Source organism: Paenibacillus terreus (genome assembly GCF_042138595.1).
In the GTDB taxonomy this organism is placed as follows: Bacteria; Bacillota; Bacilli; order Paenibacillales; family Paenibacillaceae; genus Paenibacillus; species Paenibacillus terreus.
In genome coordinates, this window is sequence record NZ_JBHIRX010000030.1 from 18,886 (window position 1) to 30,935 (window position 12,050).

At 53.3% G+C, this 12,050-nt stretch carries 12 protein-coding genes; all 12 read right to left on the reverse strand.

Annotation, left to right across the window (positions count from 1 at the left end):
- Window positions 1-24: 24 nt before the first annotated feature.
- The 12 genes from ACE5KN_RS30050 to spoVT all read right to left on the reverse strand — a co-directional run bounded on the left by ACE5KN_RS30050 (window position 25) and on the right by spoVT (window position 11,816).
- Window positions 25-963: a serine/threonine protein kinase gene (locus tag ACE5KN_RS30050; protein WP_375528173.1), complete on the reverse strand. Its 939-nt coding sequence runs from the start codon at window positions 961-963 to the stop codon at window positions 25-27.
- Window positions 947-1,696, reverse strand: coding sequence for a vWA domain-containing protein (locus ACE5KN_RS30055; RefSeq protein WP_375528174.1), 750 nt, complete (start codon window positions 1,694-1,696; stop codon window positions 947-949). The genes ACE5KN_RS30050 and ACE5KN_RS30055 overlap by 17 nt, the downstream gene beginning before the upstream one ends.
- Before the next feature lie 140 nt (window positions 1,697-1,836).
- Window positions 1,837-4,338, reverse strand: a complete 2,502-nt coding sequence (gene spoIIE / locus ACE5KN_RS30060) for a stage II sporulation protein E (protein WP_375528175.1) — start codon at window positions 4,336-4,338, stop codon at window positions 1,837-1,839.
- 382 nt (window positions 4,339-4,720) lie between these two features.
- Window positions 4,721-5,212, reverse strand: coding sequence for a S1 domain-containing RNA-binding protein (locus tag ACE5KN_RS30065; RefSeq protein ID WP_375528176.1), 492 nt, complete (start codon window positions 5,210-5,212; stop codon window positions 4,721-4,723).
- Window positions 5,213-5,334: 122 nt separating this feature from the next.
- Complete coding sequence (locus tag ACE5KN_RS30070) at window positions 5,335-5,667, reverse strand: FtsB family cell division protein (protein ID WP_375528177.1); 333 nt, start codon at window positions 5,665-5,667, stop codon at window positions 5,335-5,337.
- 3 nt (window positions 5,668-5,670) lie between these two features.
- Window positions 5,671-6,249, reverse strand: a complete 579-nt coding sequence (yabQ, locus tag ACE5KN_RS30075) for a spore cortex biosynthesis protein YabQ (RefSeq protein WP_375528178.1) — start codon at window positions 6,247-6,249, stop codon at window positions 5,671-5,673.
- Entirely contained in the window at window positions 6,246-6,530 is a 285-nt protein-coding gene (gene yabP / locus ACE5KN_RS30080; RefSeq protein WP_355325881.1) for a sporulation protein YabP, read from the reverse strand. The genes yabQ and yabP overlap by 4 nt, the downstream gene beginning before the upstream one ends.
- A gap of 188 nt (window positions 6,531-6,718) precedes the next feature.
- Window positions 6,719-6,997, reverse strand: a complete 279-nt coding sequence (locus ACE5KN_RS30085; protein ID WP_375528179.1) for an RNA-binding S4 domain-containing protein — start codon at window positions 6,995-6,997, stop codon at window positions 6,719-6,721.
- Window positions 6,997-7,269 (reverse strand): HU family DNA-binding protein, encoded by a 273-nt coding sequence (locus ACE5KN_RS30090; RefSeq protein WP_355325878.1) that lies wholly within the window; start codon window positions 7,267-7,269, stop codon window positions 6,997-6,999. The genes ACE5KN_RS30085 and ACE5KN_RS30090 overlap by 1 nt, the downstream gene beginning before the upstream one ends.
- Window positions 7,270-7,758: 489 nt before the next feature.
- The gene (gene yabN / locus ACE5KN_RS30095) at window positions 7,759-9,258 is read right to left on the reverse strand and encodes a bifunctional methyltransferase/pyrophosphohydrolase YabN (protein WP_375528180.1); all 1,500 of its coding nucleotides are present in this window, start codon (window positions 9,256-9,258) and stop codon (window positions 7,759-7,761) included.
- 105 nt (window positions 9,259-9,363) lie between these two features.
- Window positions 9,364-11,124 (reverse strand): putative polysaccharide biosynthesis protein, encoded by a 1,761-nt coding sequence (locus ACE5KN_RS30100; RefSeq protein ID WP_375528181.1) that lies wholly within the window; start codon window positions 11,122-11,124, stop codon window positions 9,364-9,366.
- Window positions 11,125-11,273: 149 nt separating this feature from the next.
- Window positions 11,274-11,816 carry a stage V sporulation protein T gene (spoVT, locus tag ACE5KN_RS30105; protein WP_355325872.1) on the reverse strand — a complete coding sequence of 181 codons (543 nt, stop codon included), beginning with the start codon at window positions 11,814-11,816 and terminating at the stop codon, window positions 11,274-11,276.
- Window positions 11,817-12,050: the final 234 nt, after the last annotated feature.

Sequence of the window (12,050 nt, forward strand, 5' to 3'; positions counted from 1 at the left end):
CAATCGGTTATGTATTCAGCGCTGTCAGCGCAGCGCCATCCAGATTGCTCCGGCGAGCAATATCAGAGATGCTGCGAATGCAAAGCCAAGCCAGTTCGGCTTGCCTTTGCGCCCTGCGGCTTTTCGTCCCCCGGCTCCGGTCAGCTGCGACCAGGCAAGGGCAGCCCTCCTGCTATTCTTGTGCTCACCGCGCAGGGCTGTGTTCAGCCAGCCGGCGTAGGGGCGCAAGGTGCGGCTGCGGGCAATGATGCCCGTCAGCTCCGAGATGCTGCGCAGCTGCGGCAGCCTGGCGGCTGCAGCCTTCAATGCTTCTCCTTCAAGAATATGAATCGTGAGCAGGGCAAAGGAGAATAAATCGTACTCCGGGTCGGCGCTGCGGCCCCCCGCATTCCAATACCCGCGATCGTACCACTCCGTAAACTGCTTTACACTGTTTCCTGTTCTGGTAACTCCACCGTAGTCAATCAGCTCGGTTTCACCGAAGGAAGCCACCATAATATTTTGCGGCTTCAAATCCCCGAACACCCAGCCGCTCTCATGCAGCTCCGCCAGCCGGTTCAGAACGCCGAGTCCGGCCACGCCATACCACTGGGCGCCTTTGCGAGCGATGAAAAGATGCAGCGGTTCCCCTTTGACATATTTCATTACATAAAAAGGAACATCCCTGTCCTTCAATCTGAAATCGTCAACCTCGTAAAGATAGGACGGTACTCCGTTAGTTTGAAGAGCAGCCTGTTTCCCCTGGTTTTGCAGAGTCGTCAGCACATTGATTTCAGACTGAAGATCAAGCGCATCCTTTCCCAGCTTAAGCGCATACTGGCGGCCTTGTTTGGCATCCCTTACCAGGTATACGGTTCCGTTTGCTCCGCGTCCCAGCATCCGCTGAATCACATAGCTTCCCCGCTTCCATTTGCCCATGATGACTGTGCCGGGTGCCAGACCGGGATCAGACGACGTAGTCACCGGATATCCCTTCTCCTTTGCCGTAAGTTTCTGCCAATCTTTGTTCTTTTTCTAGTGTAACATATCGGAAATAATCAATCACTTCCAAAATCGCAGGCCCTGTTGGCGTAGCCCCTCTCATTGGAAGCCGTCCGAACATAGATTTTATTTTTGATACGTCATCCGTCCACTCCACATCACAAATTGCGCCATCTCCATATGGCGAGCCAGGAAAGTGAAAAACTGCGATGCGGCTCGGTCCCGTTCTGGCCTGCAGGCTGAGCATCAAATCCCGGATTGCCTCCTCAACCGCGGGCAGCTTTGGCTTCATGCTTGCACTGGCATCGATGACAAGCGCCACATCCAGCTCGCTGGTCTCGGATAACTGGTCAACTACTTCCACCACTCGTGCCCGGTCATCGGGAGGCAGCTCTTCGAGTGTGCCCGTGCTTCCGCTGCCAAGAATGTTCTTCAACTCTCTGTTTACTGCCTGCTGGATCGTTTGCACCACGGTTTTCCGTGTCATCATCTGCATCGTGTGCGCCAGCTGGCGTGTACCGACAATGCGGCTGAAGCCACCTCCCGCTCTGGCGATGTCCTCAATCTCCCGGCTCCCCCATTCGCCGATCGTTCCGTAGTCAATAACACCGGCCACATTAACTGTGATGCCTTGCTGAAGGGCTTGAGCCGCCGCTGTCACCGGACTCGGACCGACATTGGAACATCCGTCAGTAATGATTAGCATCTGTTTCATACAGATCAGCCTCCCGTTTGAACTCGATTCTTCCTCTATAACTCTAGCATTGCCTGGTTGAATCGATTTCAAACGAGAATGCCTTTATTTATACGTTGGCTCGCCATTTCCCGGGTAATGGCACAATATGACAGGAGCAGTCAGCTTACTGTCCGCGGTCTTTCCATACGCTGCAGACCAGGCATATGAAGGGTTGACCACTCCGGCAGAAAATGATGGATCTGGCTGACCACAACAGTCATATCGTCGTGAATCTGGTGCTGCTGCTCCCGCAGCACCTTGTCCAGCAAGGCATCGGCCATCTCCTGAGGGGTGTCATCCTCCAGCTCCAGAATGAGCCGCTTCATCCAGAGCTCTTTATTTACAGCATGGCCAGGGGCATCATATACACCGTCAGTCATCATAATCAGAATATCCCCTGCCTGCAGCTGAACGGTAATTAAATCAATATCGATATCCTGAATAATCCCGATTGGAAGGTTGCTGGCCGATATCGGTATCACCTCTTTTCCCCGCTTGATGAAGCTTGGCGTGGAGCCAATTTTCATAAATGTAGTTTTTGCGGAATACTGGTCTATTAAAGCCATATCTACAGTGGCGTACATTTCTTCCGGTGAACGCAGCATCAGCACGGAATTGACGGATTTGACCGCAAGCCGCTCATCCATTCCGGACTGGAGCAGCTGCTCCAATATATTAAGCGCGGTACTGCTTTCCTGCCGGGCCCGTTCTCCATTGCCCATGCCGTCGCTGAGCGACACGGCAAAGGTACCGTTTCCAAGCTCTAGCGAACTGAAGCTGTCCCCGGACAGCAGATCCCCCCCTTTGGCTGTATAAGACGCTCCCGTACTTACTTCGTATGTCTTGGCGGAACCGAACGTTACCGTCGTAAGCCCCTGTTTTGCGTGGGCAGGCGCCTCCTGCAGAACGGTAATATGCTCATCCAGAATATCCGAAAGCAGTGGAGCTATAATTTTTCGGCATTCATCATATCCCTTCGTGTATGCGTGAATAATCTCAATTTCTACCTGCCCGGCATCAAGGCTGACAATTTCAATGCCGCAAATGGAAAGTCCAAGCTGCTCAAGCGCTTCACGGATCTGGTCCTCCTGACGGTGCAAGGCGCGGTTCTCCCGTTTGATTTCCTTGGCCAGGTCGTCCATCACCTGGGAGACACCCGACAGCTGCTCCGCAACCAGCAGCCTGCTGTCATAAATCTGGCGCTTCCACTGTATATTATGCTGATGCAGTCCGTACTGCTGTTTCATGACATGCAGCACTGCATCAGTCTTGGCACAGGTTCTGCTCCAATGCGCAGGCATGTCCTGCGGCTGGAGGTCAGGGTTCTCTTCGATGGAGCTCATCATTTCAGTCATATATTGATAGGTTTGCATAAATTTTTTGTCCCAGCACTGCTCTCGTTTGAAGCAGGAGGCACAGGTGCTCTCGGCTACAGCGTTCATAAAATGCCCCATTTCCCCGTCCCCTGCGGTGCCCTCCCGGGCTGACACCTGCTGAAAGCTGCGCGCCAGCTGACGGAATACTTCCGAGAACTGGCTGACACGCTCCGCTGTAAGGTCACGAATCCGCTTCGCATATTCATGCTGGGAGCGGGCATGCTCCTGCGTTCCGGGAACATACCTTCCAATACGCAGATACAGGCTTTTGGGGGTCAGCAGAAACAGAAGAATGGCCGCACAGCTTTCCCAGGTTGAGCGCATGACGTCTCCGCTTCCGTCCATGTATACGGAAAGTATGGAGGAGCCAAGCAGCATGCCGAGCGCCACCGCAGGCTTGCGCCCGTCGCGCAGCATGCCTGCCAGCAATCCGGAAAAGCCGAGCAGACTCATCTGCAGCACGGCCCCCATGTCGGCAAGGCTTAAAATAAGCCCTGTAATGACACCAACAGACGCCCCAAGCGGCGCACCTCCTACCAACGCAAATACTAGAATCAGATAGCGTGACAGAATATGATCCACCGACAGGCCCTGCAGGCTCCAGCCCACGGCCCCTGTCATCATCGAGGCGAGCAGGATGATAAGACACAGAATCTCTTCATTCTTCAGCTGGCCTGTCCGCTTCGAATGCGTAAGCAGCGGAATGGCCTGAATGAACACCAGGGTAAGCATAAAGCTTAATATAGCATCCGTAGTCATCATCAGCACAGAATACCAGGTAAAAGACGGGCCAATCACGACACGGAACAAGTTCACCATAAACACGGAGACAAAAACCATAAGCGGGGTAAAGGACAGATCAAGCCTGCCGTATGCGCTAAACCCTCGATGGATGAGGAAAAAGAGCAGCAGCTCCCCTCCAATGACTAAGAAGGCTTGAGAAGGAGCAAACAAGCTGCCAAGCAGCACGGAAGCTGCGACAGGAAGCATGAGATCACGGCGCAAAAATGATATGACGGCAAAATAAGCGGCGGCAAAAGGGGCCAGTTCATTCAAAATGGTCGCTCTGCCAAGCAGAAATCCCATTGCAGAGAACATGAGAATCCATCTTTGTGCGTACACTGCCTGGATGGCTTTATTGGATTGTATGCGTTCTGATAATTTGTTCAGCCAGCTTGTGCGAGTTCCGGCTTTACGCTTGTCCGATTTGGTTCCAGGAAATTGTACGACATTCCACTTATTCATTTGTCAGGCACCCCATTCATAAATTTGATGCTTCCTATCTTACCCTGCCTTTCCGGGAAAGTTTGTCAGAAAGCCGCGGCCGCAAGTAAAAATATTCCGACAAAAAAGCAGAGTCCGCGAATCAAGGAGGAAAGCATGGCGAAGCATTGCCCCCACCGCGTTCATCGCTCCTGAGCATGTGCAAAAACAAAAATGGCAGCCGCCTTCCTCTGACTCTCTTAAACTATTCATGCTAGCGATTGGCCCCATGTTTACCGGAATTGAGTTGGAAGTTGTCGGACGGTTCTGACAGCACGACAAAAAAACCGCAGTCGCCTTTCGGCGCTGCGGTTCTTCGCTATATATTCATCGGGACACCTAGTTACAGAAGACAATCAAGGGTTTAGACGCGTTTGGCACCTCTGCCGCCACGCTTGCCTTCCGTATTCTTCTTCAGTGAAGAAATACGTTCCTCACTATCTTTCAGGAAGCGGGACATTTTATCCTCAAATGAAGTTTTACTTGCTGCAGGCTTAAATGGTCTGCCTCCACGATCACGGTTAAATCCGCCGCGTCCTTGGCCGGGACCTCCGCCGCCAAACCGGTCTCCACCGCGATCCGGTCGCGGAGCTCTCGGTGCAGGAGCCTCCGAGGCCGGTCTGTCTACAGCCTGCTTAATCGAAAGACCGATCTTGCCGTCCTTGTCGACATTAATGACCTTAACCGTTACAACATCATTGATCTTCAGGTGGTCGTTAACATCTTTAACGTAGTTATCGGCGATTTCCGAGATGTGAACGAGACCCGTGACACCTCCAGACAAATCCACAAATGCTCCAAAATGCGTGATGCCTGTCACTTTGCCCTCTAACTTGGTGCCCACTTCAATTGCCATAGAATAAAATGATCCTCCCTTAAAAATATACAACCCGATTTTTCGCAAAAAAATCCCGTTGTGGTGATTTGATTATACAGAAAGGCGCAAATAAGGTCAACTAAGCAAATGCCTTATTCCGCTTATTCATCACCGTTAATAATAGGTGTTTCTTCCGGAAGATAGAGACCGTATTTGCTGCGGGCCATCTCGCCGATGTATTCAGGGTCCTGCAGGCGGTTGACCTCATATTGCAGCTGCTTATGAGAGGCATCTGCCGCTTGCCGTTCCTTTTCCTTCTGCGCAAGCACCTTATTCTGTTCCGCCATGCTGACAGCCTGGGTGAAAAAGGTGATGATCGCCCAGATGGCGAACAGCAGCACGACAATAAGCCAAATCATGACCCGTCTCCGCCCGCCGGCTTGCGGATTAGACGATGAAGAGGCCGATGAGTTGCTTGCAGACGAGTATCGCATGATTTACCTCCTAACGAAAAAGCGTTCTATAATTCCTTTTACAAACCCGCCTGCACGGTTAAGCCAGTCGGGTGTCTTCCAACGGGAAGTAACGGGCCTCAACATCCACAGAAGCAACCTGCCGAAGGGCCTTAACAGAATGAGAAGCATTTTCCCCAGAAACAAAAGGAATGTTCCCATTCCGATCAGGCAGGCCAAAGTGAACCGGTAAAGCCCAAACAGCGGCAGCAGGACCAAAACCCTGAATATATGATAAACAATAGCTGCTAACTTGCGTATGATCTCTATTAACTTTACCACAATTAGCTGTACTATAGCACTTAGAGTCCAAAAATAGAGCAATGCTCCCAAAATCAGCCCTAAAAATACATAAAACCGCAACTCGCCGTGATTGCTCGCATACAGCATACGGAAAATGAACAATGCCGAAAGTACCCAGTACAGCAGATCGATGAAATGGATGGACCAGCGGGTTAACCGAAAACGGTACGACAGCACCCGGTAACTGTCAAACACCGCCCCCATAGCCGCTCCGGAGAACAGCATATACATCAGTGTAAGCCACTGGCTGTAGGGACTCATTTAAACAGCTTGCCCAGAAGACCTTTGCCGCTTTTGGTCTGGGATCCGGGATCCAGATAAGCAAGAGAGCTGATCAAGCCTTCAATGGAGAGCAGTCCCTCTTCCAGATTAAGATTTTTGATATGCAGGTTCTGTCCGCGGATCGTCAGATGACCGAGCTCGGTTTGCAGCAGAAACTCCTCGCTGTCGAAGCTTTCAACGTTTAAAACTCCGGTAAGGTCGAGCTGTTTCCGGTTTTGCATCCGCAGATCATGCTGCTTCGGCTTCCCATAGTCCGTCATGGCATGTACCCCTCCTTCTGTTAGATAGCTTATGAAGAGAGAGGAACAAATTAGTACATATTTTTATTTTGTTATGTCGGCTGAACCAGGCAAATTATGAAGGGCTCCTTAATAATGAGAAAGGAGCATTCCTTCACCGGAATGAAGAAATGCTCCTTCTTGGAGTCATAAGCTGAGGATACGGGGCCTTACCACCCAAGTCCGTTGTCCTTGGGAATCGGCTCCTCCCTGATCAAGGTATACATGCCTGCAGCCTCATCTTTCCGTGTCGTATCCGCAAGCTTCTCGACCCGGACCGTTACCAGCTTCTGACCAAACTGGACGGTAATCTCATCGCCCACTTTAACCGTACTGCTTGGTTTGGCTTCACGGCCGTTGACCACGACTCTTCCCTGTTCGGAAACATCCTTGGCCACCGTACGCCGTTTAATCAGCCGTGATACTTTCAGAAATTTATCTAGACGCATTAATTAACGGCTTCTTTAAGCTTGTTGCCGGCTTTGAACGCAGGCACTGTGGATTCAGGAATCTCGATGGTGTTGCCTGTCTGCGGGTTGCGTCCCGTACGGCTGGAGCGCTTGCGAGTTTCGAATGTGCCAAAGCCGATCAGCTGAACCTTGTCTCCGCTAGCCAGAGCCTCGGTGATTTCGCCGATAAAGCCGTTCAGTACGTTCTCCACGTCACGCTTGCTCAGACCGCTCTTGTTGGAAATGTTGTTGATCAGATCCGTCTTGTTCATAAATTAAAAGCCTCCTAGAATTCAAAAAATAAGGTTTGCGCAATCGACATGCACCGTCAACCCGTGCTGCCGCGGCGCTCATTTTTGGCACTGCAGCTAAGAAATAATGATCAGAGCCATACCCCTTATACTAATACAACATAGAGGCATGATTCAAAACCATTAATCTTGTATTCTTGCTGTCTTGAAGAAAATCCTGCTAAACACCGTACTTTTTTTGCAATTTGCGGGTAAAAGCAGCCCTTTTCTCTTATCAACAGCATGGACAGTTGTAAATATTCCCAAACGTATGATAGAGAAAATATTTTTAGAAGTTGTTCAAAAAGTCATCTTTTGATCACGAAGTAAATCAGGAAGCGGACTCGACATCGAATCTTGAATTCAGCCGGGCCTTCCGGTGCTCACGTACCCTAAGTACGCTCCGCTCCTCAGTCCCTACTTCATTCAACCTTCTCGGTGCTGAAAACCTGACTTTTTGAACACGCACTTTTAGTCATTCCTCAATGACTTCTTGGCTTCCTGCCAGTACAGCTCCATTTCATCGAGATTGCTGTCCTTCAGCTCCCGCCCCTGCTCCCGCAGGCGGTCTTCGATGTAACGGAATCTTTCCGCAAATTTGCGGTTGGTCAACGTCAGCGCTTCTTCGGGATCAGCGCCGATAAAGCGGGATGCATTGACTGAAGCAAACAGCAGATCTCCCAGCTCCAAAGTCTGCTCCTCGGCGGAATGTCCTTCCCGGACCGCCTCCTGCAGCTCATCCAGCTCCTCACGGATCTTATCAAACACGCCGTCAATGCTGTCCCAGTCAAAGCCTGTCTTGGCCGCTTTCTTCTGCAGCTTGTACGCCTTCATGAGGGCCGGCAGATCACGCGGAACACCGTCCAGCGCCGATTGGCGCGCAGGCTCAACACCCTTGAGACGCTTTTCCTCCGCCTTCATCTGCTCCCAATTTTGCAGGGCCGCTTCCGCATCTCCGGCTTGCCGGTCCCCGAAAACATGAGGATGGCGGAAAATGAGCTTGTCATTCAGCCCCGCCAGGACATCGTACACCGTGAACGTGCCAAGCTCCTCCTCCATCTGGGCATGGAGCAGAATTTGCAGAAGCAAATCCCCGAGCTCTTCCTTCATGTGATCCGGATCGTCGTCATCAATCGTTTCGAGCACCTCGTAGGTCTCTTCGATCAGATTTTTACGGATGGACTGATGCGTCTGCTCACGGTCCCACGGGCAACCCTCAGGGCTGCGGAGAATCGCCACGATCTCATGCAGGCGGTCAAATGAATGCCTGCGCAGCCGCTCGTCCTCGCTCCGCGGCACGTAAACCAGAGAGAGGTTGCCATAACCTTTTACCCGATCCAGCTCGAACAGCGGCACCTTATGTATGGCTTCCTCGCCGGCTACGCCCAGTGCATGGCCCACAATGACCTCATAATCATCAGGATATCGCTCCATCAGGCAGAGCTTTACATCCGAGGCGGTAAAGCTGTCGTAGACCTGCCCGATCAGGGTGTGAAGCTGCGGCTGCAGCCAGTCTGGCTTCAGATTTCCGGCATCCAGCAGCTGAAAGCCTTCAATGGGATCAAATCCGAGCCGGACGAACGCTTCATCCAGAAAGCTTTCCCCACCCAGAATGGTCAAGGGAATGCCCTGCTCGCCGCACTGCTGCTTGAGCAGCCCCACGGTGGCTTCAGCCACCATCGGGTGCCCCGGCACGGCATAGACTATTTCCTGCCCCGGTTGTCCAGCCGCAGCCTTGGCCACGAGACGTTCAGCGATTTCCCGATACACTTCAGGAAAGGAATCCTTGGCCTCGTAGACTTCATCGAAGGATTCAGCCTGCACGCCGTACTCCTCAAGAGCAGCCAGCACCGGGTGCTCTTTCGTGCGCAAATACAGGGCATCCGCCTTCCGCAGTTTATTTAAAATACCGACTGTAAGCTGGTCCGGATCTCCCGATCCGAGACCGACCACCGTCAGGGATGCACTCATCCTGAACCCTCCGTTTCGCGGCAGTTATCGTCCGCCTTGTCATCGGCTCTACTATAACACATTGGAGCTGTTTACACGAATCCCGCGCTGCTTCGGCAGCCCGCTCTATCCCAGCAGCCGCGCATTGCGCAGCAGGTGCACCAGCGGCGGCCCGAGCTTCGGCAGGGCCGCCAGCTCCCCCTCCGTGAGCAGCCGCAGCCTGACGGCGGCGAGCATGAACACGGCGGCGCCTGCGAGCACGCCGAGCAGGCTGGCCGCCGCCGCGGACGTACGCGCGCCGTCCGCAACCCCCAGGGTGCCGAGCACAGCACCGGCACCCCAGGCCGTGCCCGCCGCCGCCACAGCCATGACGGCGAGGGCGAGCGCCGGCTTCAGCACGACGGCGCTCCAGGTCAGGCGCAGCCCCGCCAGGCGGGCGAGCAGCGCGATGTTGAGTGCAGCCGCCAGCAGATAGGCGGCTGCACCCGCGATGGCGGCGCCGGTCGTGCCAAGCGCTGGCACGAGCAGCCAGTTGAGCGCCGCTTTCGCCGCTGCGGCGGCGAGCATGTGCACGGCCGGCGCACGTACAGCGCCCAGCCCCTGCAGGAGCGCCGCCGAGATGATGCTGACCGAGCCGCCGGCCGCGGTCAGCGCCATCCAGCTCATCACCGTGCTGCCGCTGTTGTCGGTGTAGAGCATGATATTAATGGGCTCGGCCAGTACGGCAAGCCCTGCCGCGGACGCCAGTCCCAGCAGCCAGAACCAGCGCAGCGACAGCTCGCATTGCTTCCGGACCAGCTCATGTTCCCCCTTGAGCCTTGCTTCCGCCAGCGAAGGAATAAAGAGCGCCGACAGCGTCGTAGCAAACATCATGATCAGCTGCACAAGCGGCAGGCCCCTGTTATAAATGCCGAATGAAACCATGACACCGGCCTCATCCAGCCCTTCCCTCTTCAGAAGACGTGGAACGGTAAAGGTATCGACCAGATTGATCAAAGGCACCGCCAGCGCGCCAAGACAAACCGGAAGCGCATAACGAAGCAGCGCGGCGGCAAGCTCCCTGTTGCCTGCCGGACGCGAACGCGTACCGGATTCAACTTGTCCCGCGCTGATCTCCGCCCGCGCAGCCACCTCTTCTGCCGACATCACGGCTGCGGTCCCTTCTCCGGAAGCGGCTGTATGATGACTCTTGGCAGCCATTCTTCCCCGTCTTCTGTTGTGCGCTCTCCAGTAAAGCAGCATCACACCCAGACCGGCCGCCCCCCCGGCCGCCGAGCCGAGGATGGCTCCCGCTGCAATCCATTCGGGCCCCCATCCCTGCCTGACCATCACGAGCAGCAGAACGATCATTACCGCCACCCTAATGGTCTGCTCCGTCACCTGGGAGACAGCCGTCGGTACCATATTTTGCAGCCCCTGAAAATAACCGCGCAGCGCCGACATGACCGGAACAAACAGAAAAGCGGCAGCAGCCGCCCGGATGGACGGAATGACATGCGCATTATCGATCAGCCTTCCCAGCAGCGGAGCTCCTGTGTAGGTGAGCAGACCGATCAGCAGACCGAAGCCTCCAAGCAGCAGCGAGGACAGTCTGATGACCCGCTGACCTGTCTCCCTGTCCCCTGCAGCTTCATATTCCGCTACGAATTTGGAGATCGCTACGGGGAAGCCGGCTGCCGCAATGGTAATAAGTATCGTATAAAAAGGGTACACCGTATTGTATATGCCAAATACACCGTCGCCCCCAATGTTCTGCATCGGGATTTTCTGCAGTGTGCCGATCAGCTTGGAGATGATTGCCGCCGCGCTTAAAATCAATGCGCCCTTCAGCAATCTGCCTGCCGTTTCCCTGTCTTTTATGATAACCACCTGATTTCCATCATCCATGTACCGACCCGAAAATGCATCCATTCGCTTCCGGATCGCCCGATAATTAATCTCCCCTCATTATACCCGGTCTTCCGCAGCAAAAAAAACTCCCGGGCATCCGCGTGCTTTCAGCACCTTGCAGATACTTCGGGAGCGTAACATTTTTTCTACTGTTCCATCTGCTTTCCGAGGAAAGCTGCGGCGGTTTCCGCCATTTTTGTTTCCATTTCGGACATGGTTACCTGATCATCCTTGTTGAAGAGGACTACTGCACCGATCGGGTCCCCTCCCGAAATAATCGGCGCTGCAACAAAGGACGAGACTGCTTCGGCATGATCTTTTGTAATTTCATAACTTCCGCTGTTTGTTTCCAGTACCGTTTTACGGTTGTCCATGCAGCTCTCAATAATGGAGCCGATCGATTTGTCGAGGTATTCCTTTTTGGAGCCTCCAGCCACCGCAATGAAGGTATCGCGGTCAGAAATCAACGTTGTATGGCCTGTGCCTTCGTATAAGGATTCTGCATATTCCTTCGCAAAATCACCCAATTCCCCGATAGGCGAATATTTCTTCAAGATCACTTCGCCATCCCGGTCCACAAAAATCTCCAGCGGATCTCCCTCACGGATTCGTAATGTACGGCGAATTTCCTTAGGGATAACCACGCGTCCAAGATCGTCAATACGGCGGACAATACCAGTAGCTTTCATTTCACAAGTTGCCCCACTTTCTCTAGAAGATTTGTTAAAACTACTGATTCTGCGGCCATAACATCCTTCCTGAAGCTCTTTAAAGCGCCCAGTCGGCCTATGCATATCAGCGTTAAAAAAGGGACCCGCTTCATCCATATACCGTAAACGGCGAGTACAATTTTACCATAATCGCCGGTAAGAAGTATGGTTCCGCCCTCCTACGGAGGAAAGGACGTATTGCTCAAGACCATC